21 protein-coding genes and 1 tRNA gene are annotated in these 21,931 nt (G+C 37.1%); 8 read left to right on the top strand and 14 right to left on the bottom strand.

All coding sequences use genetic code 11. From position 1 onward, the window contains the following. Nucleotides 1-362: 362 nt before the first annotated feature. The 5 genes from argC to GM552_RS01480 form a co-directional block, all read right to left on the bottom strand. The gene (gene argC, locus GM552_RS01500) at nt 363-1,274 is read right to left on the bottom strand and encodes an N-acetyl-gamma-glutamyl-phosphate reductase (protein WP_155564970.1); all 912 of its coding nucleotides are present in this window, start codon (nt 1,272-1,274) and stop codon (nt 363-365) included. A gap of 112 nt (nt 1,275-1,386) precedes the next feature. Next, nucleotides 1,387-1,884 carry a 30S ribosomal protein S9 gene (rpsI, locus tag GM552_RS01495; protein ID WP_110439378.1) on the bottom strand — a complete coding sequence of 166 codons (498 nt, stop codon included), beginning with the start codon at nt 1,882-1,884 and terminating at the stop codon, nt 1,387-1,389. A 5-nt stretch (nt 1,885-1,889) separates the two neighbouring features. Beyond that, nucleotides 1,890-2,375 carry a 50S ribosomal protein L13 gene (gene rplM / locus GM552_RS01490; RefSeq protein ID WP_110439377.1) on the bottom strand — a complete coding sequence of 162 codons (486 nt, stop codon included), beginning with the start codon at nt 2,373-2,375 and terminating at the stop codon, nt 1,890-1,892. 433 nt (nt 2,376-2,808) lie between these two features. Then, nucleotides 2,809-2,884, bottom strand: a tRNA-His gene (locus GM552_RS01485). Between the two features lie 159 nt (nt 2,885-3,043). Further along, nucleotides 3,044-5,338, bottom strand: coding sequence for a TonB-dependent hemoglobin/transferrin/lactoferrin family receptor (locus GM552_RS01480; protein ID WP_155564969.1), 2,295 nt, complete (start codon nt 5,336-5,338; stop codon nt 3,044-3,046). 267 nt (nt 5,339-5,605) lie between these two features. Here GM552_RS01480 and GM552_RS01475 point away from each other — a divergent pair, with 267 nt between their 5' ends. The 4 genes from GM552_RS01475 to GM552_RS01460 all read left to right on the top strand — a co-directional run bounded on the left by GM552_RS01475 (nt 5,606) and on the right by GM552_RS01460 (nt 8,463). Further along, nucleotides 5,606-6,175, top strand: a complete 570-nt coding sequence (locus GM552_RS01475; protein WP_155564968.1) for a biliverdin-producing heme oxygenase — start codon at nt 5,606-5,608, stop codon at nt 6,173-6,175. Between the two features lie 338 nt (nt 6,176-6,513). Beyond that, nucleotides 6,514-7,242: a tonB-system energizer ExbB gene (exbB, locus tag GM552_RS01470; RefSeq protein WP_155564967.1), complete on the top strand. Its 729-nt coding sequence runs from the start codon at nt 6,514-6,516 to the stop codon at nt 7,240-7,242. Further along, the gene (locus tag GM552_RS01465) at nt 7,239-7,655 is read left to right on the top strand and encodes a biopolymer transporter ExbD (protein ID WP_155564966.1); all 417 of its coding nucleotides are present in this window, start codon (nt 7,239-7,241) and stop codon (nt 7,653-7,655) included. Before exbB ends, GM552_RS01465 begins: the two co-directional genes overlap by 4 nt. 4 nt (nt 7,656-7,659) lie before the next feature. Then, a complete protein-coding gene (locus GM552_RS01460) occupies nt 7,660-8,463 on the top strand; it encodes an energy transducer TonB (RefSeq protein WP_155564965.1) in 804 nt (267 codons plus the stop codon). Nucleotides 8,464-8,534: 71 nt separating this feature from the next. On the opposite strand, the gene GM552_RS01455 is transcribed toward GM552_RS01460, so the two are convergent. The 4 genes from GM552_RS01455 to GM552_RS01440 form a co-directional block, all read right to left on the bottom strand. Next, complete coding sequence (locus GM552_RS01455) at nt 8,535-9,794, bottom strand: mechanosensitive ion channel family protein (protein ID WP_155564964.1); 1,260 nt, start codon at nt 9,792-9,794, stop codon at nt 8,535-8,537. A 117-nt stretch (nt 9,795-9,911) separates the two neighbouring features. Further along, complete coding sequence (gene pabB, locus GM552_RS01450; RefSeq protein ID WP_155564963.1) at nt 9,912-11,624, bottom strand: aminodeoxychorismate synthase component I; 1,713 nt, start codon at nt 11,622-11,624, stop codon at nt 9,912-9,914. A 233-nt stretch (nt 11,625-11,857) separates the two neighbouring features. Then, nucleotides 11,858-13,108, bottom strand: a complete 1,251-nt coding sequence (tyrS, locus tag GM552_RS01445) for a tyrosine--tRNA ligase (protein WP_155564962.1) — start codon at nt 13,106-13,108, stop codon at nt 11,858-11,860. A 143-nt stretch (nt 13,109-13,251) separates the two neighbouring features. Next, nucleotides 13,252-13,728: a hypothetical protein gene (locus GM552_RS01440; RefSeq protein ID WP_122122980.1), complete on the bottom strand. Its 477-nt coding sequence runs from the start codon at nt 13,726-13,728 to the stop codon at nt 13,252-13,254. A gap of 498 nt (nt 13,729-14,226) precedes the next feature. Here GM552_RS01440 and GM552_RS01435 point away from each other — a divergent pair, with 498 nt between their 5' ends. Continuing rightward, nucleotides 14,227-14,724 carry a hypothetical protein gene (locus tag GM552_RS01435; RefSeq protein ID WP_155564961.1) on the top strand — a complete coding sequence of 166 codons (498 nt, stop codon included), beginning with the start codon at nt 14,227-14,229 and terminating at the stop codon, nt 14,722-14,724. Between the two features lie 284 nt (nt 14,725-15,008). Next, nucleotides 15,009-16,052, top strand: coding sequence for an SDR family oxidoreductase (locus tag GM552_RS01430; protein WP_155564960.1), 1,044 nt, complete (start codon nt 15,009-15,011; stop codon nt 16,050-16,052). 92 nt (nt 16,053-16,144) lie between these two features. Here the strand turns inward: GM552_RS01430 and GM552_RS01425 are convergent, their stop codons facing one another. Continuing rightward, a complete protein-coding gene (locus GM552_RS01425) occupies nt 16,145-16,996 on the bottom strand; it encodes a squalene/phytoene synthase family protein (RefSeq protein ID WP_155564959.1) in 852 nt (283 codons plus the stop codon). 155 nt (nt 16,997-17,151) lie between these two features. On the opposite strand from GM552_RS01425, the gene GM552_RS01420 reads away from it, so the two are divergent. Then, a complete protein-coding gene (locus tag GM552_RS01420) occupies nt 17,152-17,760 on the top strand; it encodes a superoxide dismutase (RefSeq protein ID WP_110439365.1) in 609 nt (202 codons plus the stop codon). A gap of 34 nt (nt 17,761-17,794) precedes the next feature. On the opposite strand, the gene yajC is transcribed toward GM552_RS01420, so the two are convergent. Then, a complete protein-coding gene (gene yajC, locus GM552_RS01415; RefSeq protein WP_155564958.1) occupies nt 17,795-18,241 on the bottom strand; it encodes a preprotein translocase subunit YajC in 447 nt (148 codons plus the stop codon). Nucleotides 18,242-18,358: 117 nt separating this feature from the next. Between yajC and GM552_RS01410 the strand changes: the two genes are divergently transcribed. Beyond that, nucleotides 18,359-19,216, top strand: a complete 858-nt coding sequence (locus tag GM552_RS01410; protein ID WP_155564957.1) for an ATP-binding protein — start codon at nt 18,359-18,361, stop codon at nt 19,214-19,216. 74 nt (nt 19,217-19,290) lie between these two features. On the opposite strand, the gene serS is transcribed toward GM552_RS01410, so the two are convergent. From serS to tatB, 3 genes are read right to left on the bottom strand one after another with little or no spacing between them, the layout of a single operon-like run. Continuing rightward, the gene (gene serS, locus GM552_RS01405; RefSeq protein ID WP_155564956.1) at nt 19,291-20,571 is read right to left on the bottom strand and encodes a serine--tRNA ligase; all 1,281 of its coding nucleotides are present in this window, start codon (nt 20,569-20,571) and stop codon (nt 19,291-19,293) included. Beyond that, the gene (gene tatC / locus GM552_RS01400) at nt 20,571-21,353 is read right to left on the bottom strand and encodes a twin-arginine translocase subunit TatC (protein ID WP_155564955.1); all 783 of its coding nucleotides are present in this window, start codon (nt 21,351-21,353) and stop codon (nt 20,571-20,573) included. Before tatC ends, serS begins: the two co-directional genes overlap by 1 nt. After that, the gene (gene tatB, locus GM552_RS01395) at nt 21,350-21,892 is read right to left on the bottom strand and encodes a Sec-independent protein translocase protein TatB (RefSeq protein ID WP_155564954.1); all 543 of its coding nucleotides are present in this window, start codon (nt 21,890-21,892) and stop codon (nt 21,350-21,352) included. Before tatB ends, tatC begins: the two co-directional genes overlap by 4 nt. Nucleotides 21,893-21,931 lie beyond the last annotated feature (39 nt).

Here is a 21,931-nt window from a genome sequence, read left to right as displayed (position 1 = left end):
GCTGGACGGACGGCTATGCTCTCCTGCCCCTGGACCAGCATGTTCTGCAAAAGGGCCGGAAGATCCTTACCGTAAAGGTCATCGCCGCTGGACCGTATATCTCACAAAACCAGTTGGATCATAAAAATCAGTTGAGAAACTGAACAGCATACTTCAGATTATTACAGGATCAGGTTATCTAATACGTTTCAATACTGTATTTCATAACCTGATCTTACTATAAAATTTACCAGACATCTTTCTAGAATAATTCTTATCCTCGATTTCATCGAAAAATTCTCATTATCTGCATTTATCAACATTTCAATTAAAATTTTATATACAAATGGTTATTGTTCCAATGATATTGATTGATAAATACCTCATATACCGAACATCAATTTGATATTCTGGATGGCCGCCCCTGATGCTCCTTTACCAAGATTATCCAAACTTGCAGTCAATATTACCTGATCATTTCTATTATTCGAATGAACCCTTAGCTCCATACGATCGGTAAAGGCCAGCTGGTTTGCGGGAAGACGCGTTAAACCATCCTCAACAAAAACAATATTTTTTCGTTGAAAGTAATGTTCCTTCAAACATGTTTTAAGCTGTTTGACCGTACCATTTAACAACTTAACATGCAAAGGTATTGAAACAATCATTCCCTGTGCAAAATTTCCTACGGATGGGACAAATACAGGTTCCTGCACCAGATCGCAATAATGACAAATTTCCGGTAAATGCTTATGATTCAAATCTAAAGCATATAATTCGAAAGGAGGTGCGTTCTTTTCCTGTTCATAAAATGCAATCAGCTTTTTCCCTCCTCCACTATATCCACTTACAGCATTAATGGTTAATGGATAGTCCACGGGAATTATACCCTCCTTTACCAAAGGATGAAGCAAAGCAATTACTCCACTGGAATAACATCCAGGATTGGCAACCTTATCGGCTTTTGCAATTTTTCGTTCTTGCCCCGGATCCAATTCAGCAAATCCATAAACCCATTCCGGATCTGTTCGAAATGCTGTACTGGCATCCAAAATACGCGGTCTTTTACTTTCCATCATCTCAACAAGAGCAACAGCCTCACGTGAAGCCTCATCCGGAAGACATAAAACCACCAAATCAACTGCCGCCATCATTTGAAGACGTTTATCAATATCATGACGATGCTCAATAGGGACAGAACATAATTCAACTGGAAAATCCGCCAAACGTTGTCGTATACCCAACCCCGTAGTTCCATATTCCCCATCAATAAAAATTTTAGGCATTTCTGTCATGACTGTCATTCCAAATAAATCGGTTTTTAATAATTAAACATATGCTTAAATAAAAAAGGCGAAGAAAAGCATAATGCCTTTCCTCGCCTCTGATTTCATAAAGCTGTAAGGCTTAACGTTTACTGAACTGGAAGGAACGGCGGGCTTTTGCCTTACCATACTTCTTACGTTCAACAACACGCGCATCACGTGTCAAGAAGCCTGCCGCTTTTAATGCGGCACGTAATTCAGGTTCATAGTTGCATAAAGCACGACTTAATCCATGACGAACCGCGCCAGCCTGTCCTGACAAACCTCCCCCTGTTACAGTGCAGTAAACATCAAATTCACCTTCACGATTGGTTACCTGAAAAGGTTGATTCAACAACATCTGCAAAACTGGACGAGCGAAATAACTTGTTACCGGACGTCCGTTAACAATAATCTCGCCCTTACCGGGTTTTACCCATACACGTGCAATGGCATCCTTACGACGACCGGTTGCGTAGGCACGACCAAACTGGTCACGCTTTGGTTCACGAACGATAACTTCCTGTTGTGCCAAAACAGTATCAACAACTGCCTCTTTCAGATCAGCCAAGCTGCCTGTGCGTTCTTGAGTCTCTGACATATTCCTCAGGCTCCAACTTTTGTAGTTTTATTAACACTATTTTTTCGGTTCAACGCAGCTATATCGAGCTTAACCGGTTGTTGCGCTTCATGTGGATGAGCATCACTGGCGTAAACATATAAATGTTTCATCTGTTTACGCTGCAATGGACCACGGCTAATCATCCGTTCAACTGCCTTAATGACAAGATGTTCCGGATTTTTACCCGTCAAACGTTGTCTGATCGTACGTTCTTTGATCCCACCGGGATAACCTGTATGATAATAGAACATCTTCTGTTCTACTTTTTTACCTGTTAAGGCGACTTTATCAGCATTGATAACAATAATATTGTCACCACAATCGACATGGGGTGTATATTGTGGTTTATGCTTGCCACGAAGGCGATTAGCAACGATAGCAGCCAAACGTCCCAAAACGATGTCTTTCGCATCGATCAGAACCCAATTCTTGGTTACTTCCGCTGGTTTAAGCGAAATGGTTGTTTTCATTAACTCTAGATTCCGTTAATTGAGCAAAACTGTAATTTGACTTTTGTTTATTAACTCAAGTATGATTTTCGTCAAGTTTTTTTTTAATATTTACTAATTTTTATTTGTTTTTCAACGGCTTTAAATATGTGGTATTATAATACCACATTATTTTCTCTTCTCTTTAGACAAAAAACCAAATAAATTCTTATTGCTTACTACAATACTACAATGATCCAGCATTAATTAGACAAGCAATACAATAATGGAAAATTATTTCCGCTAAATTTTTCTGTATCTTAATCTTCTTGTTATAATGAATATTAATCAAAGTATTATAATAATTGGTACAACCAGTCCTAATTGATTTAATTGCCTGCAAATAAAAGGGATTAAATGCCAAATTTAAACCATGTTTTACGGAAAAATTTTATTGTCACAATAAATTGTCGGATGGGGCGAATGACGGGGATCGAACCCGCGACAACCGGTACCACAAACCGGCGCTCTACCAACTGAGCTACATCCGCCATTGTGTGATGAAATGTCTTTACTATAATTCCGTGTAATTCGTCAATTCATTTTCAAAAATTTTATTTAATTTTCTTTTATGCATAATAAATCAGGCTCTTACAAAAATATAAAGACCTGAATACTATGCAGAAATTCAAAATTTTAAAAGAATCAAATCAGAAATCTATACGTGCAGTCACCTTGAAATAACGTCCCGGTTGAGAGAAATATGCCTTCTGTAGACTGCGGGAGGATTGTCCAACCGGCAAAGAAGATGCATTATAATATTTTTTGTCAAACATATTATACATACCAAATTGAAACCGCAAGGGACGATAAAAAGAAGGTCTGTACCATCCGGTCAAATCAAAAACAACATAACCTGGCGTATTCCACTGTTTGGAAAGAACACCCGTGTTATTCAAAAATTTGGCATTGTCCCTGGCTATTGCAAAAGTACTTGATAAATCCGTTCCCCAATTATCTGTTTTATATCCAAACCCAATGATTCCCCGGAAAGGCGCTATTGAACTTAAAGCATAATTTATATCTGTATTACGTCCATGGGCATATGCAAAAGAGGCCCACGTATGCCAGTTGGGATCGAATTCCCAGTTCATACTGGCCTCTGTTCCATAAATACGAACACGAGACAGGTTATCATAGCCAAAACACATTTGTGTTCCGGTGCAAGGATTGATACCGATCATATCAATATAATTGCGATAGTAATTATCATAAAAGGCCATATTGAAGCCCCGTCTTGAATTGCCATATTTAAGTCCAACTTCCCAACCACGACCTGTTTCAGCCTTTAAATCGGGATTACCAGTGACCTGATACATGGGAGGCGTTCCATAACTTAAATACTCTTCATTTGCACTGGGTGCACGATAGGATTGTGAATATTGTGCATAAGCAACCAATTGATGAATAATCCGGGCTTCGACCAAAATCTTTGGAGAGTAACGAGAGCCACTGGCCCCTTTGGGTAATCCATTGTAAATTGGATTGTTTTGATATTTCGAAGTGTTATGCGGATCCCGTTTAAAATAATCAAACCTTACACCTGATGTGATATGCAGCCACTCATTTTTTCCAATGCCAATACGATCTTGTAAAATGGCCCCCAAATCAGTCCCGTGCACATTTGGCATATCCGAAAAATTATTATGCAGGAATGGATTCTTGGTGGCATTCCATCCTGATTGATACTGACTTGTATCTGTTAGATAAGCTTCACCCCCATATGTAATTGCATGATGTATCGAGCCTGTAAACACGTTCATTGTTGCATGTCCAACCACTCCATAAGATTGAACATCCATGTCCAGTTTCTGCCACGAATCACGCTTCGGCATTAAATCATAACGATCTGAGATATTCGTTATAACATTATTATCCTGCCAATAGGCAATAAACTGCCCTTCGCCAAATAAATCCTTGGCTGGGTTCTTTGCCTTGTAATCATAATGGACAGAAAAACGGGAGCGTTGATTTTCACTTTGTGTACGATAAAATTCCTCTTTTACCCGTTGGGAAGTCAATGTATGTTCATCAACATTGCGATCGACCCATTCTCCTGTAATTCCTAGCCGATGACCGCCTGAAAAATAATGGATGACCTTTCCAACAAAACTTCCCTGATCGTAAGAGGCAGGATTATGTTTTGTACGTGTATTTCCATACCCACCAGTATGTCCCATATTTCCAGTTTCACTACCATTGGAATAGCCTCCTTCCAGTAAAAATAGTGTATTTTTGTAACGTGCGGCAAAAATCTGGTTTAACAAAGCGCTTGCACTGACGCCATCATAGGTAGTTTTTGTAATCCCGCCAAATTTTTGTCCTGATTTTAGAATATCCTCTGGATTAAAAGTTCGTAAGGCAACCACTCCACCCAAAGAACCTGTTCCAAAAAAGCTGGAATCTGCACTTTTAATAACATCCATTCCACCCAAAGAATTAAAATCAAAGGTTGATAAACCACCCTGTTGAGTCGTAAATGCACTTGCAAATGCACCATCATTTGCCCACATCATACGAATACCATCAATCGTTGTTAATAAACGACTTTGATCAAGACCCCGCATATTAATACTATAATTATTTGAATTATAGTTAATTGCCGCATCCACACGACGCGAATAATCCTCCAAACTATCGATCTGTTTATCCCTGAAAGTTTTAAAGATTGTTGTTGTCGTCAAAACTCTTGATTTTCCTTGGGAGCTATAATCTTTATCGGGATCAATTTTTGTATAAGACAATATCGGGTCTGATTTTCCCTTGATTTGGATCGGAGAAAGCTTTAGCGAAGTTCCTTTAATATTGTTTTTCTGGTTAAATTTATCCGATCTTTTTTGTTCATCTCTCTGTTGCGTTTTGAGGTCCGGCAATAAATCCTGATTAATGGGATTAGAAGATTGCCCCCAGGCTGATATATTAGTCAAACCTAAAAAACCGGACATTACAAACCATGGAAATTTATATGAAAATGGAAAAAAAAAATGTTTTTTTTGAATAGTCTGCATGGAATTCATCAATCGTTATTGTGAATGGTTATTAATAACTTTTTGATGACACAACTGAATTTTAATGTCAATGAATTAATAATGATTCTTAATATCAATTGATATTGATAATTACTATTAATTGGTATATGTCTAAAAATTATGGTGCTAATAAATTTAGCCAACTTAACTGATTAATTTTCATGCAATAATGGAAACACAACCATGACAGACTCAGGAACCCTTACTTTAACAGAAGCTTTACGTCAACAAACACGGGAAACTCACGAAAAATTGGATCATTATCTTACCAATCTTGGATTATTCAACAACATTGAACTCTACAAGAAATTTCTCTCACTTCAATATTATATTCATCGTGATGCCAACAGTTATTATCATGACCAAACGTTAACAGCCATTATCCCCGATCTCATCAATCGCAACCGCTTTGAAAAAGTGAAAGAGGATTTGAAAGATTTAAAAATTGATATCCCTTCCACTACCTTTACTTCACCAAACACAACGAATGCTTCTGAGGCGGTAGGTTTTCTTTATGTTGTCGAAGGATCTAAACTTGGGGCAAATACGCTTTTGAAACGCGTGGAAAAAATTGGTTTATCTGAAAATTATGGGGCACGACATATGGCACCAGATCAAGATGGAAGAGGCGCATCCTGGAAAATATTTCAAAATTCAATTAACCAGGCAAAATTGGATATTCATACCACCATTAAAAGTGCCACCACCGCATTTAGCCAAATCCTTGCCTATGCTAAATTTGTAACGACATAACTTTAATTACATAAAACCGGTTATTTATTAAATAACCAGTTTTAAATACAAATATCCTTATTGCCATCTTTACATAAAAATTTTCTATTTTTTACGATACAGAAAAATATTTAATCTTAGGCTTTCCCATCCAGTTTAATACCAGTCCCATAATTTGATAATGATAATTAATATCACTTAATATTGATAATTAATATCACTTAATATAAGATAAAATTTATTAAGTTGAATTGCCTGTTAAAAATTTATTAAATATACAAGATCTTATTGGATTAACGCATGTCAGATACATTTATAGGATCATATCTTATCTCTCGTCGTCTATATGGAGATAACTAATGACCACTTTATCTTTTTCACCCTGGCAACTATTTGAAAATGCAAATCCTGTTGTGCAGTTTGTCATGATCATGCTTTTACTTGCCTGCTTAATCAGCTGGACAATTTTTATAGCGAAATATATAGAGATTTTCCGCCTCAACCATAACCTTTTGATTGATAAGTTCCGTTTACAAAATGCCAAAGAATTGATGCCTGACATTGATCTTTCCAAAAAAGGGATTGGTAGGACAATGTTAATGGCTATCACGGATGAATATCAGTGTTCCAATGTTTTGACACATGATTCGGAAGGGCTAAAGGAAAGGATTGTATTGTTATTAGAAAGAATTGAAAGCAATGAAGGTCATTATTTAAATAAAGGGACCGGTTTTTTGGCAACCATTGGTGCGATTTCACCGTTTATAGGCCTATTTGGAACAGTATGGGGGATCATGACATCGTTCACAGGGATCGTTTCCACCCAAACAACAAGTCTAACGGCTGTTGCCCCGGGAATTGCAGAAGCCTTACTTGCCACGGCTGTTGGTCTGGTTACCGCTATTCCTGCCGTAATATTCTATAATATGATTCTTCGTTCAAACGCGAATTGCAGATCAAAAATTGCAGACTTAAGTACCATTTTCATGCGTCTGGTTTCTCGTGACATAAGCAAGTTGCAAATAAAAGACAAGAATACACAGATCATACCCTTTCAACCAAAAATGATGGGGGAAAAAATATCATGATCCGTATGCGTCATGCTGATAACGATTCAAAAGAAATATGCGATATCAATGTCACACCATTTATTGACGTGGTTTTGGTTCTCTTAATCATCTTTATGATTACCGCACCTTTGACAACAGTAAAAATTCCGGTCACTTTGCCTTACTCTTCCTCAAAAAACATGAAACAACCCAACCACCCTGTTTATCTAACACTAAAAACAGACCATACCCTAACCTTAAATGATAAAACTATTTCATTAAAGGATATCAATTCCACTATTAACATTGCAACAAACAGCAATAAGGAAGAACATATCTTTCTTTATGCGGATACCAAAATTGATTACGGCTCTTTCATTATGGTAATGGATCAACTCCGTGCCGCGGGTTATCATAAAATTTCTTTGGTAAATTTACAAAACAAACAATAATGGCATGAAAACCTCCACGATTACTGACAAAATTTCCTTTACAGAATGGCAAGCCAACCGAAATGATCTCAGATCTAAAGAAAACCATTATATAATAATTGTTTCCTTTATCGTCTCTTTATTAATTCTTATTTTTCCTTTTTTTCTTTTTTACAATAATTCTTCAGTGCCCAACAAACCCGTTGTTACTGAAAGCAGTGCTCTTGTACTTGACTTATCCCCCAATCGAACAGAAACTCCGACTTCACCATTATTGAATAAACCTACAACACTTGCCAAAACAGAACCTTTGACACCCATTCAAAAATTATTGCCAAAATTTCCTGTATCAAATATTCTACCTGATATACCAAGAATAGAAAAATTCTCTAAACTCAAAATAAAGCAACCTTCCCAACATATTATTCCACAACATACTTCTCAATCTGGATCAAATTCAACATCCACATCAAAAAATAATAATACCGATCATCCATCAGAAAAGGATCAAAACGCACAAGTCATACACACTTCTTCAACATCCGCTAATTGGCAGGGAATGGTTTTAAATAAATTCGAACGTTTCAAACATTACCCGCCTGAAGCCCAAGCTGATGACCTAGAGGGAACCGCCATTTTGCACATTACCATAAATCGCCAGGGAATCATCCTAACAAGCAGTCTTGCAAAAAGTTCCGGATATTTGATCCTAGATCGAGAAGTCCTTACTTTATCCCACCGAGTTAAAAAACTTCCTCCTCCACCCGATGATATCCAAGGTTTACTAATTAATTTGGATATTCCTATAGAATTTCATATAAAACAATAAAAAGAAATTTGTTAAACAATATCTAAATGTTGATCTGTTCAACAAATTCTTGTCTTACTACACATCAATCATTATGCAGCATTTCCCTGATAAACTGTCACAGATGAACTGTTTCCAGATGGATTTTGATATGCACTTAATGAAAACTCCTCAATCACCGCATAGGCATGTTCAAAAATTTCCGATTGAATGGCTTCATAATCCTTCCAGACAACTGTATTGCTAAATCCATAAATCTCCAACGGTAACAATCCTGTTGCATCGGGGGCCATCTGTCGCACCATATAGGTCATCTGATTAAGAATACGAGGATGATTTTTCAAATATAAATCCAAATAGATACGGTAAAGACCCAGATTTGTGATTGACTGGCCTTTGGATAAATATTTGCCTAAATCCATAATAAATTCTTTATGATCAACCCTGTCCTTATTTTTTTCTGAATTTACAAAGGGTTGAAGCAACTTGCTTTCTAATATTTTTTCCTTTTCCTCAGGTGTTATATAATGAACGGTTGTAACATCAATATACACAGAACGTTTGATCCGTCTACCGCCAGATTCCTGCATTCCACGCCAATTGGTAAAAGAATCGGAAACAAGCGCATAGGTAGGAATCATCGTAATTGTATTATCAAAATTGCGAACCTTAACAGTTGTCAAACCAATATCCATTACAATTCCATCCGCACCATATTTGGGCATTTGTATCCAGTCATTTACACGCATCATATTATTTGCAGATAACTGAACTCCCGCTGATAAGCCCAGAATGGAATCCTTAAAAACCAACATGATGACAGCTGCCATGGCTCCCAGTCCACTGATCAGGATAAGTGGCGATTTGTCAATTAGTACGGAAAGAATAAAAATACCAAAAAGCAGTGCGGCCAATAATTTAAATCCTTGAAATATACCTCCAAGCGGAAGCCGCGCCGCTATATCCAGCTTACTTGCAAATTTTAAAACAATATCCAGAAATGAAAATATTGACAGAAGTGCACAGACCAATACCCAAACTTTTGCGGCAATCATAAGAAAAACTAGCGTTTTCACACCCTGATGCACCCAAAAAGTGGTCTGTAGTATGACAATCAACCCCTGCACAGTAAAAGCCATACGGCTAAATAACTGATTCTCTGTAACGACCTTGCTCCATAGTCGCGTGCTTTTTTGTGCAAATTGAACCAATCGGACCAACACAATCCGATGTAAAATCACATGAACAATGGCCGCCGTAAGGATGATAATAGATACAGCTGTTAAAAACAAAGTAAACTGATTAAATTTAAAACCATGTTGCTGTAAAAAATCTATAATATGTTGTTGCATATTAACCTCTTGATTAATTGTGCGATAAAATAATTTTTCATAAAAAATCTCATAAAAAAATCTGGTTATTTTAACCCAAATATATCTTCGATATCTTAATATCTTATCTGTAGTACTCTAACTGTTTAACGAATTTTTCCAGATCACTTTACGCCATTTACGAACACTGTTTATAAAAGCGATCTGACTTCCTACCTGTATATCCTGTTTATAAATCACCTGTTCTGTCGCCATGCCCTGATCCAACAGATATTGACACATCGTTCCTCTCAAGAGGCCAGAAGAGACAGGTGGCGTAACCCATTTCCCCCCTTTACACAAAAGAATATTTCCATTGACAAATTCTGTAACTTCATCTTTCTCATTAAAAAGTAATTGTTCACAATCCAATGTAACAGGAGGATAAAAATCCCTTCTTGTCGTTTTGTGGTATAGAAACATATTATCTGACAAAACAGGTTCTTTCGCCCATCTTGCGATCAAATCGTGATGTAAAGACTGAATAGCATTAATTTCTATCTGGATTAACCCTTTTTGATCTAACAATATTCTTACCTTCCAGCATCCTCGTTCATATTGACAGGAGAGATGTTGCAGGCTTTTTAACAATTCTGCCTGGTTAAAGGAAAAATCAAAATATTCAGCCGATTTTTTCAGCCGGTCCAGATGTAAAGATAAAAGAAAATAACATCCATTCTCTAGCAAGACTGATTCAAGTAAATGATCGGGTATCGGGCGATCATACAAAACCTGTATTTTATGAATAACTTCACGATATTCATCCTTGGAAGTGGAATCCCAAGTTATTCCTCCTCCAACACCATATACAGCTTTTTTATTTTGGACAACCAACGTTCGAATAGGAACGGAAAATATCGCTTCTTGATCAGGGGTTACTATCCCAATAGCACCACAATAAACTTCACGCGGCTGTTTTTCAAGCTTTCGAATAATTTTCATTGTATTTGCTTTCGGTGCACCAGTTATAGAACCACATGGAAATAACGCCCTAAAAATATCCGATAATGTTGTTTTTTCCTTTAATCGTGCAGTTATTTCTGAAGTGAGTTGCCAAACTGTAGGATATTTTTCTTTATCGAACAAAGATGAAACCTTCACACTTCCCTGCTCTGCAATTTGTCCCAAATCGTTACGCAGCAAGTCAACAATCATCAAATTTTCAGCACGATTTTTTTCATTATTCAATATTTTCCTGTTTTCAAGGTCTTCCGTTAAGATTAATCCCCTTGGGGCTGTTCCTTTCATCGGTTTAGCAGTAATTTTCCTTTCTTTTACCTGAAAAAACAATTCCGGAGATGCCGAAAGAATTTGAAACAATCCAATATCCAGATATGCACTATAACTTGATTGTTGAGCCTGCAACATATGCAGATAGAACTCATACGGGTCTTCCTGGAAATCCGTTCCCATTCTCAATGTATAATTCACCTGATAGGTATCACCGTCAGCGATATGATTTTTAACAGCTGCAATAGCTTGTTGATATTCATGCCATGAACAATCAGGTTGCCAATTCATTAATCCAAAATCAATTTTTTTAGATTGTGGTTTGAATTTTCTTTTTATCGGTTTTTCAAAAATACCAAACCATAACAATGGCATTTTTTCAGGAGGATGCGTTATCAAATAAGAACGAAAGGCAGACGCGGCTTCATACGTTATAAATCCTGCTGCATAATATCCTTTTCCTACCCATTCCTCTATTTCCTGTATACAGGATAAAACCCTATCCAACTGACGTGTTTGTATAATCCTCAAAACATTTTCGAAATTGTAAGGATAGTTTAAAAAATCAAACTGTAATTTCATAAAAACCGTAAACGAAAAAAGATAATCACTGTAAAATTATCAATTTTTTAATCTAATTCTATAATAATACAGCGATATATATTTATTTTATAATCATTGATAGAAAATGATTCATTTAATTGTATAAAAACCAAATCATGAAAATAAATCTTTTAAAACCGATATTTGGTTTTAAAAGGTTAAGACAAAAAACGATTGTTTTAAACGGTAATATTAAAAATAGCATCCTTATACTATCGACAACGTATCAATATATGATTTTTACGACCTGATGACAGCTTAATAACCCCATCACATAACGCATCATCAGTAATAATTTGTCCCTCATCACTAATTTTTTCATCATTAATTCTTGCCCCACCCCCTCGAATTAATCTTCTGGCTTCCGCATTACTATTCACTAACTTTCCAAGAACAAATAAACGAAAAACAGGAACACCCTGTTGTAGCATTTCGGTGGGCAAGACTATTTCGGGTAATCCGTCTTGAGCCAGTTTACCCTGCTCAAATATGTCTCTAGCCGCCTTCTGTGCAGCTTCTGCTTCACTACGACCATGACAAATTGCGGTCACTTCTGTTGCCAGCATTTTTTTCGCCTCGTTTATTTCCGCTCCTTGCAAAGCGGCTAAACGTTCACATTCCTGAATGGAAAGATCTGTGAAAAGTTTAAGAAAACGACCAACATCCTGATCTTCCGTATTACGCCAAAATTGCCAGAAATCAAAAACCGAACATTTCTCCTTGTTAAGCCAAATGGCTCCTTTGGCTGTTTTTCCCATCTTGGCCCCTGAACTTGTTGTCAATAAGGGGGCTGTTAATCCAAATACCTGTTTTCCCTCCATTCGACGTACAAGTTCTACACCAGATACAATATTTCCCCATTGATCTGAACCACCCATCTGTAAAACAGTTCCATAACGACGATTTAATTCGCGAAAATCATATGATTGCAAAATGGAATAATTAAATTCAAGAAATGATAACCCTTGTTCTCTTTCCAAACGTGTTTTAACACTGTCAAAGGATAACATACGGTTAACTGAAAAATGAATGCCAACATCCCTTAGCAAGTCAATGTAGGAAAGCTTTTTCAGCCATTCTGCATTATCAACCGTAATTGTTTTGTTTTCGCCTGATCCAAATTGTAAAATTTGATGAATATTCTGGACAATCCCATCTAAATTCCGATCAATTGTACCCTGATTCATCAAGCTGCGTGCTTCTTCCCGGAAAGAGGGGTCTCCGATTTGGGCTGTTCCACCACCAACTAAAGCAACGGGCTGATGTCCATGTTTTTGCAATAAACGCAACAGCATCAGCTGTACCAAAGACCCGACATGCAAACTGTCAGCTGTTGGATCAAATCCGATATATCCAGAAATAGAACCTTTTGCCATACGCTCATCCAGACTTTCCAGATCAGTCGCCTGAAAAATAAATCCTCGTGCCTGTGCTTCCTGTATAAACGAACTTTTTGGGGTCATAATATTATCTCAGAATCAGATTTGGTCAAAAATTTAATCAACGTTGACTTGAACTCGGCAAATCAGATTTTTCTATGTATCATGAATTAGTTTAAAATCAAAGAACACGCTTTAAATGTTCCTCAAAACTAAAGAGACTCTTTTTATGAAGGGGGTAATGAAATGGGCGGTGCATACCCATTTGACGGGTCAGTGATCCTGACCTTTTGCTGAGACTGGCGTGAATGTTTTAACCCTAACAAAATAGACGGGGGTGAAACATAATGATTAGGTGTTCCACTTGTATATTCACGCATAGTCGATTGATCATCTGTCAAGGCAGGATGTTCAGAATTGGTATAGACACCCCCCTCCTCGATATAGGGATCTGGATGAGTATGCCAACCTTTTTTACGTAGCGGATTATGCATCTGATGTTTGGAAGGGTATAAACCTCTTTTTTTATGATAGGATGGAAAAATGCCAGTATCAGTATTATACTTATTCTCCGATTGATGGATATTCCATTCTTCATTCGGGGTTTCCTTAGTTGTCACAGAAGGCTTGGCATAAATTGAATGACTTGATGAATCATATAGACTTATCCCAATCATGAATAAGAAAAGTTGGTATTTTTTCATAATTCGTTCATATCCCTTAATAATCGCCTAGATTATAATATTTTTTTAGACAAATGGTGAATGTTTTTTGATTATCTTTTTATGGTTTGCATCCGAGTGATCGGACAAAAAACTTTTCTTGAACAATTATATTCAAATAACAATTAATAACATTTAATATTTTATTTAAGCCTAAAAAATTTTGGAAATCCAACATTCATTTATAAATTAGCTAAATTTTTATTTCAGTAATTTTTTTAAACCATTTGTCTTTTTCCTATGCCAATGCAGATGACAGCTAGGTTTACGATAATGATTATAACACGATAGGTGGCTTTAATCCTGATTTCGATAAGGTATATGATAAGTATTGTCAATTTATTGGGTAAGGTTGATCATAATTCCGGTAAGATATATAATTAAGAATGATCATTTTATTAGGTAAGATTGACCCAAAACATCACAACCGGGATTAATATTATTAAAAGATAAACTTATATCAAAATGGGTATGGTAATTATGAGGATTATAAAAAAAAGACTTTTACTGTCCTATAGCGCTTTTCTGGGATTACTTTTATCCTGTCCATCCTTGGCTGAAACTACCCAAGTCACAGACGAATCAAAAACGACCATTAATCATTCCCCAACGGGAGATAATATGATGCATCAAAAATTTGATTTTCTAAAATCCTACGCTCATGAAAAAAACCAAGATTTCGATAAAGATCTAGATACGCTGGAAAAGCAAATCCAAGACAAAAACAGCAATCTACACAAAAATCTGGAACAACTTAAAACATATACACATGATAAAAAGAAAGATTTAAATGAAGAAATTGAATATCTTAAAACACAAGTTAATGATAAGAACAGTGACCTTTATAAAAAACTCAATGAATTAGAAACAAAGGCCAAAGACAAAAATAGCGATATATATCGGGAACTGAAACATATAAAAGATATAATCGAAAGTCAGCCTGATCAACCCAATAAACCGGCATCTTTAAGCAAATAAAGATAACAATTAATAACTGGAGAAACTCTCTTTTCTTCAGTTATCTTTTTTCATTAAAATTCATAGAATAACTATATCTCGTAGCATTTCATTATTTTCTATATAATTAAGTAATAAATTAAAATATATTGAATTTAAAATATTTAAAATATAGAATAGAAATTGTAATGAGTTACATAATATAAAATAATTTTGCCAATAATAATTAATAAACTTATCCAAGTAATAAAATTTAATTATTAATTTATTATTTTATATTTCTCAAATTTCTTTAGGTGATAAATATGTCTGAAAAAGAAAAGTCTGAGAATAATGCGAATCCTTCCGTATTTCATACCAACTCTCGTCGCCAAGTCCTTACCGGTGTTGCTGTTGGAGCTGCCGCTTTAGCGACAAACAGGAGTATTCATGCCATGCCTGAACATGTTGAAAATAAATCTATCCCTCCTCTAAAAAACCCAATGTCCCTATACCCAACGCCTCCCTTTTCTAAACAGCCACAACCTTGGCCTGGTTTACAGTCCAAGATGCAACCTGTTCCTGATTGCGGAGAAAAAACATATCAGGGAAGCGGACGTTTAAAAGGACGACACGCACTAGTTACAGGAGGTGATTCCGGTATTGGACGCGCTGCCGCTATAGCCTTTGCACGTGAAGGAGCGGATGTTGCCATCAATTATCTACCACAAGAAGAACCTGATGCAAAAGAGGTCATTGATCTTATTCAAAAAGCCGGACGTAAGGCTGTTGCATTACCCGGTGATATCCGGAATGAGGAATTCTGTAAAAAACTTGTTGCAGATGCTGTAGCCAAATTGGGTCAAATAGATATTCTTGCCCATGTGGCTGGAAGACAAAAATATTCTGAACAACTGACTGATATAACAACAGAAGAATTTGATTGGACAATGAAAACCAATCTTTATGCACTTTTCTGGATCACCAAAGCTGCCATTCCACATTTGCCACCTGGCAGTTCCATCATCACCACCTCTTCACTCGTATCATATATGCCTCCAGAAATTCTGGTGGATTATGGCATGTCCAAAGCAGGTATCAGCAACTTTACCAAATCAATGGCCAAACAGCTTCTTCCCAAAGGAATACGTGTCAACTGTGTTGATCCAGGACCTTTCTGGACCCCCCTACAAATTTGCGGGGCTCAGCCCCAATCAGCTATTCCAAACTTTGGTGGTGAAAGTCCGTTTAAACGACCTGGGCAACCTGCAGAAATCGCTCCCTTGTATGTTACACTTGCCTCTACTGAATCATCTTATGTAACAGGGCAAAGCTGGGGAATTGTGGGAGGAACAGGACAACCTGGATAATCTTATTATTTTCTGCTTTATAATCTCTAATATCCATTATTTTCAAGGTTCATTAATTTTATAATGAACCTTTTTTATAAAAAATCATCTTTCTAAGTCTCGTTTATTTTCAATTTAACCCAATAATTTGCCTTTATAACGGACAACTTGTCTCCAATTCCACGTTTCCGGGACAAATGATCCCATTGTTCAAACCTGTGTAGATCCCGTTTGGCCAAAATAACAGGTAAAATAACGGATCTGTATTGACGCTCTAACAAACAAGCCTTCTCGCTTCTTCGCATATAAAAATATGCCTTTTCTATTAAAATATCACGGATTGCATTAAGTTCTGATGATGTTACGCTAATTCCGTTTTCTGACCGCTGTAACGAGAAATCATGAATTATCTCTGCTGGCAAAGGACAACGCCCTTTTCTAAATATATTCGGTAAATTTTTTGAAATATGAACGGTTTCACTGGCAATACCCGCTGCAATCACCGCTTCAACCAACGGTAATTCTCTTATTTTAAAAAGATTTGCAAGAATCCGCTGAATTTGTCCAACAGACCGCACCATTATCGAACCCCAATGATTCCAATTTTTTATACCCTCCAATTCTTCTTCGCGAGCGGAAATGATTTTTAAAAGATCTTCAGCAGAAAACAAATTTCGATCCAGAGAATCCTTGATATAAGGCGCAATTTCATGATCCCGGTCGGATTTGTTTGCCAACAAGTCCCGCCACCATTGCAAACGGATATAACCCGCCATTGGCCCTGCCACATCCCATGAAGAGGATAGGGTCACGGCCCGAGTAATCTCGGTATAAAATGCCAATAAACGAAAATATTGTTCTCGTAAATCAGAAGGCATAAAAAGCGCGCAAAAGAAGTGATCTGGATCAGACTTCCTTATATATTGGCCGCAAAAAGAAAGGGGTTTAGATTTTTCTTTAATCATTTCCAAAAGATATATATAATTTATGAAGGAGATGTGCCTAAAAAATTTATCAATTAATCTCTGTAAAATTCCGCATAATCTCTATATAAGAGAATTAAGAACCAAAAAGGTCTTATATAATTTTTTAAAATTATTGCAATATATCGAGGAACCAAATGTCTTTTGAATTACCACAACTTCCCTTTCCCTATAATGCTCTGGCTCGTTCAGGAATGAGCGAAGAAACCATGCAATTTCACCATGACAAGCATCATCAAGCATATGTTAATACCCTGAATGATCTTATCAAAGCAAACCCTGCACTTGAAGGGAAATCATTAGAAGAATTAATTGTAACGGCAGCAAAGGATGAATCCTTAACACCTGTTTTGAATAATGCAGGTCAACATTACAACCATTCTTTATTCTGGAATTCCCTAAGTCCTGATGGTGGTTCAATGTCTCCTGCATTTGAAGAGTTAATCCGTAAAAATTTTGGTTCAGTTGAAAATTTCAAAGCTGAATTCAAAAAGGCCGCTACCACGCAATTTGGCTCGGGATGGGCTTGGCTGGTTTTGACTTCTGACAATAAATTAATCGTTACCAAAACACCAAATGGTAAAAACCCGATTTCCGAGGGCCAGGGAAAGCCTCTATTAACCATTGATGTATGGGAACATGCATATTATATTGATTTCCGTAATCGCCGCCCTGATTTTGTGGATAATTTCCTTAATAATCTCGCAAATTATGATTTTGCAGAAGCCCAAATAAACGCAAAATAAACTGTATCAAGGAAACCGGCATTCCGCCGGTTTTTTATTCCGCTTTTACCGTTTCATCAGCTTTATCCAATGTAACAGCCTTATTTTCTTTGGCTTCTTTTTTACCTTGGTTTTTTATCTTGGATTGGGTATTTTCTGTTTGGGCCTTACTTTCCAAAATAGTCGTAACAGTACTACGAACAACCATTACTCGAACATTTGACGCAATTTCCACTTCCATTTGATCTGAATCTTCCTGGTTACGTACAATTTTACCAACAATACCACCCGCGGTTACAATTTTATCACCCCGTCGCAATGCTTTCATTTTTTCACGAACTTGCTTGGCTTTTTTTTGCTGCGGCATAATAACAATAAAATAAAATACCAGAAATATTCCAATAAAAGGCAGTAAACTCATGATTGTGGCAGTACCACCTCCACCACCACCTGCACTTTGTGCATAGGCAGGAGTAATAAATAAATCCATAAAATTGATCATCAAACTGCTTTCCTATCTTATTCACATTACGTATATTGATCATCTATCATTATAGGCACCTTCATACACTATATAAAGTATCTCGCATACTACAAGATCATGAAAACCGGAAAAAAGATGACTCAATCCCTTATCCCCTTACTGGAACGTATCGCGATTTCCCTAGAGAGACTTGCCCCTCCTCAGCCAAAAATTGAAAATATTGATAAACATAACTGTTTTATCTGGTCCGCCCAGAATAATGAATTGACACCCATTCAGAACATGTCTTTTATCGACTTTCATCTGTTACAAGGTATCGAAAACCAAAAAGAAACACTTTTTCTGAATACATATCATTTTGCCAAAAATCTTCCCGCCAATAACGTTCTTTTATGGGGGGCAAGGGGAACGGGAAAATCTTCATTGATCAAATCGGTTTATCATGAAGTAAACAGCAAACTATCAACCATTTGCCCTCTTTTGAAAATTATTGAAATTCCCAGGGATGATATCTACTCCCTGCCCATTCTTTTACGGTTATTGAAACCTCTGTCTTACAAATTCATCATTTTTTCAGATGACCTTTCCTTTGAATCAGAAGACCGTGATTATAAAGCGCTCAAATCCGTATTAGATGGTGGAATTGCCGGACGCCCAGAAAATGTGTTATTTTACGCCACAAGCAATCGTAGACATCTAATGCCAAGAAATATGATTGAAAACGAATCCTCTTCCGCCATTAATCCTTCTGAAGCCATTGAGGAAAAAGTATCTCTTTCTGATCGTTTTGGATTATGGATCGGATTTCATAATTGTTCCAAAGATTTATTTGATCAGATTGTAACAGAATATGCAAAAGCAAGAAAATTACCCATTTCAAAAGAGGATCTCATAGCACAGGCCAACGAATGGTCAGTTACTCGTGGTGCCAGAAATGGCCGTGTTGCCTGGCAATTTATAGAGGATTTAACGGCCAAATTATCCAGTGGATAACACTTTTTTCTTTTTACAATTTGACAGTCCAAAAACAAAAGGGGGTGAATTTTATCCCCTTTTGTTATATTTCATTATCCGATTTTTTCAATACCACCCATATAAGATCGAAGCACTTCAGGAATAGATATTGAACCATCCTCATTTTGATAGTTTTCCATAACAGCAACCAAAGCCCGTCCAACTGCAACACCAGATCCATTTAAAGTATGCAGAAATACCGGAGGCGTTTTTCTACCCTCTTCAGGTTGTGGGCGATAGCGAGCATTCATGCGACGCGCCTGAAAATCACGTGTATTGGAACAAGATGAAATTTCGCGCCAGGCTTGTTGGCCTGGCAGCCAAACTTCCAGATCCCAGGTTTTTGCTGCCCCAAATCCAGTATCACCAGAACATAACAAGACACGACGATAGGGTAATTCCAATTTTTCAAGAACCATTTCGGCACAACGGGTCATCCGCTCATGCTCTTTTTCACTTTCTTCAGGTGCGGTCACACTGACCATTTCAACCTTATAAAATTGGTGCTGTCGAATTAATCCCCTTGTATCACGACCAGCAGCTCCTGCTTCACTTCGGAAGCAGGCAGTTAAAGCAGTTCTGCGAACAGGTAATTGATCATAATTGATTATTTCACCTGCCTGTATTCCTGTCAGAGGGACCTCTGCTGTTGGAATTAGCCAACGCTCATCTTTTGTACAAAAAGACTGATCCCCGAATTTAGGCAATTTATCCGTGTTAAACATGGTCTGTTCATTAACTAGTAATGGAACGACATATTCCTCGTAATCATGTTCAGTTGTATGAAAATCCAGCATAAATTGTCCCAGGGCACGATCAAGTCTTGCCAACGCTCCACGTAAAATGCTGAACCGTGCGCCCGCTAACTTGGTAGCTGCATTAAAATCCATCAACCCTGATTTTTCGCCCAACTCGAAATGCTGCAATGGAGTAAAACCAAATTCACGTATTTTTCCCCAATAATGTACAACAACATTTTCAGTTTCATCTTTTCCCGTCGGAACCTCCACAGCCAAACGATTAGGCAAACTTGCCAGAACCTCAAAAATTTGTTGATCCAGTTTATCCGCACGCGTCTGCAATGAATCTATTTCCTGACGCAACCTTATGGCTTGCGCTTCCAAAACGGAACTGTTTTCTTTATTCCGTTTTAACTGACCAATTTGTTTTGAAATATTATTTCGATCAGCTTGTTTTTGATGCAGCTCATTCAAATATGAGCGCCGTTCCTCATCATACGATAATAATGTCTGACTAACTGCGGATAATCCACGACGGGCCAAATCGTTATCAAAAGCCACAGGATCAGAACGCAGAGCACGAAAATCATGCATTATAATAATTCCTTTTCTGGTTTGGGTTCCACCATTCGGGCAGATAAAATTGAAATCTCATATAAAATAATTAAAGGGATAGCCAAGGAAGTTTGTGTAATTACATCGGGAGGTGTAAGAACTGCAGCAATTACAAAAGCAATAACATATGCATATCTTCTGAATTTCTTTAACTTTAATGAAGTCACAAAACCTATTTTTGCCATCAATGTCAACATGACAGGAAGCTCAAATGCAATACCAAAAGCCATGATTAACCGCATAACTAACGAAAGATATTCGGAAACCTTGGCTTGCAATTCAATATGCATATTATGATCCCCCCCAACCTGAAATGATAAAAAGAATTTCCATGCAAAAGGAAAGACAAAGAAATAAGCGAGCGCTGCACCCAGTAAAAACAAAATCGGTGTTGCAACCAAAAAAGGCGCAAAAATCCTTTTTTCATTTCGATATAATCCCGGGGCGATATATATCCATGCTTGAATGGCAAACATAGGAAATGAACAAAAAATTGCACCGAAAAATGCCAACTTGATATAAGTGAAAAATGCCTCATATAAGGCCGTATAAATAAGATGGGGTTGTTCTCCCTGTTGTCGCATGGCTTGCGCCAAGGGGTGGGCCAAGAACATATAGATTTGTTCCGAATAGTAATAACAAAACCCAAAAGCAATCAAAAAAGTTGCCAGACAGACAATCATTCGACGACGTAACTCAATAAAATGTTCCATCAGAGACATTGATTTATCATTGATCAACTCTTCTTCGGGAATATTCATGGCCATCTCTGTTCCCTGTAATTGACAATTTGTGGTGGAATCATCGCTGGAACAGGTGGAGCCGATCTTTTAACCTGTAAACGCTGCGCAATTGCAGGAGGAAAAAAAATTGGAGCTGGATCTTTTTTTGCCAAAGCTTCCAGATCAGGTTCCTTATGATCGGTTGACGCTGAATATTCGGGAATAATCTCAGGCTCTTTATTTGAAAAAGGAATTTCATAAGGTTTCGGAGATTGAATAGATGTTTGATTTAGGGGGGAATTCAAATTCTCCTGAAGTGTTCTATCTCGATCGATTACATCCAATATTGCACTTTTAATATTCATACGACGTAATTTCATCAACTGATCTTTGGCTTCCTTAAGGTCTGGATCCTTAACCATCTCATCCACCTGACTATGGAATTCACGTGCCATGCCCCTGCATTTTTTCACTACGTCACTAAACCAATGGACAATTTTTGGAAAATCTTTTGGTCCTATAAATATCATGCTGACAATCCCAATCAATATCAGTTCTGCCCAAGAAAAATCAAACATGCTTTATATTGCCCCCTCTATTTCCATAATATGCATCAT

Origin of the sequence: Commensalibacter sp. ESL0382, from assembly GCF_009725775.1 — a bacterium.
In the GTDB taxonomy this organism is placed as follows: Bacteria; Pseudomonadota; Alphaproteobacteria; order Acetobacterales; family Acetobacteraceae; genus Commensalibacter; species Commensalibacter melissae.
The sequence above is the reverse complement of the archived record's forward strand: the minus strand, read 5'-3'. Positions and strand labels throughout refer to the sequence as shown.

What these genes read in the sequence shown, in the direction of transcription:
- argC (WP_155564970.1), bottom strand. Translation starts at nt 1,274, where the DNA reads ATGACAGAAATGCCTAAAATTTTTATTGATGGGGAATATGGAACTACG.
- rpsI (WP_110439378.1), bottom strand. Translation starts at nt 1,884, where the DNA reads ATGTCAGAGACTCAAGAACGCACAGGCAGCTTGGCTGATCTGAAAGAG.
- rplM (WP_110439377.1), bottom strand. Translation starts at nt 2,375, where the DNA reads ATGAAAACAACCATTTCGCTTAAACCAGCGGAAGTAACCAAGAATTGG.
- GM552_RS01480 (WP_155564969.1), bottom strand. Translation starts at nt 5,338, where the DNA reads ATGTCCGGTTTTTTAGGTTTGACTAATATATCAGCCTGGGGGCAATCT.
- GM552_RS01475 (WP_155564968.1), top strand. Translation starts at nt 5,606, where the DNA reads ATGACAGACTCAGGAACCCTTACTTTAACAGAAGCTTTACGTCAACAA.
- exbB (WP_155564967.1), top strand. Translation starts at nt 6,514, where the DNA reads ATGACCACTTTATCTTTTTCACCCTGGCAACTATTTGAAAATGCAAAT.
- GM552_RS01465 (WP_155564966.1), top strand. Translation starts at nt 7,239, where the DNA reads ATGATCCGTATGCGTCATGCTGATAACGATTCAAAAGAAATATGCGAT.
- GM552_RS01460 (WP_155564965.1), top strand. Translation starts at nt 7,660, where the DNA reads ATGAAAACCTCCACGATTACTGACAAAATTTCCTTTACAGAATGGCAA.
- GM552_RS01455 (WP_155564964.1), bottom strand. Translation starts at nt 9,794, where the DNA reads ATGCAACAACATATTATAGATTTTTTACAGCAACATGGTTTTAAATTT.
- pabB (WP_155564963.1), bottom strand. Translation starts at nt 11,624, where the DNA reads ATGAAATTACAGTTTGATTTTTTAAACTATCCTTACAATTTCGAAAAT.
- tyrS (WP_155564962.1), bottom strand. Translation starts at nt 13,108, where the DNA reads ATGACCCCAAAAAGTTCGTTTATACAGGAAGCACAGGCACGAGGATTT.
- GM552_RS01440 (WP_122122980.1), bottom strand. Translation starts at nt 13,728, where the DNA reads ATGAAAAAATACCAACTTTTCTTATTCATGATTGGGATAAGTCTATAT.
- GM552_RS01435 (WP_155564961.1), top strand. Translation starts at nt 14,227, where the DNA reads ATGAGGATTATAAAAAAAAGACTTTTACTGTCCTATAGCGCTTTTCTG.
- GM552_RS01430 (WP_155564960.1), top strand. Translation starts at nt 15,009, where the DNA reads ATGTCTGAAAAAGAAAAGTCTGAGAATAATGCGAATCCTTCCGTATTT.
- GM552_RS01425 (WP_155564959.1), bottom strand. Translation starts at nt 16,996, where the DNA reads ATGATTAAAGAAAAATCTAAACCCCTTTCTTTTTGCGGCCAATATATA.
- GM552_RS01420 (WP_110439365.1), top strand. Translation starts at nt 17,152, where the DNA reads ATGTCTTTTGAATTACCACAACTTCCCTTTCCCTATAATGCTCTGGCT.
- yajC (WP_155564958.1), bottom strand. Translation starts at nt 18,241, where the DNA reads ATGATCAATTTTATGGATTTATTTATTACTCCTGCCTATGCACAAAGT.
- GM552_RS01410 (WP_155564957.1), top strand. Translation starts at nt 18,359, where the DNA reads ATGACTCAATCCCTTATCCCCTTACTGGAACGTATCGCGATTTCCCTA.
- serS (WP_155564956.1), bottom strand. Translation starts at nt 20,571, where the DNA reads ATGCATGATTTTCGTGCTCTGCGTTCTGATCCTGTGGCTTTTGATAAC.
- tatC (WP_155564955.1), bottom strand. Translation starts at nt 21,353, where the DNA reads ATGAATATTCCCGAAGAAGAGTTGATCAATGATAAATCAATGTCTCTG.
- tatB (WP_155564954.1), bottom strand. Translation starts at nt 21,892, where the DNA reads ATGTTTGATTTTTCTTGGGCAGAACTGATATTGATTGGGATTGTCAGC.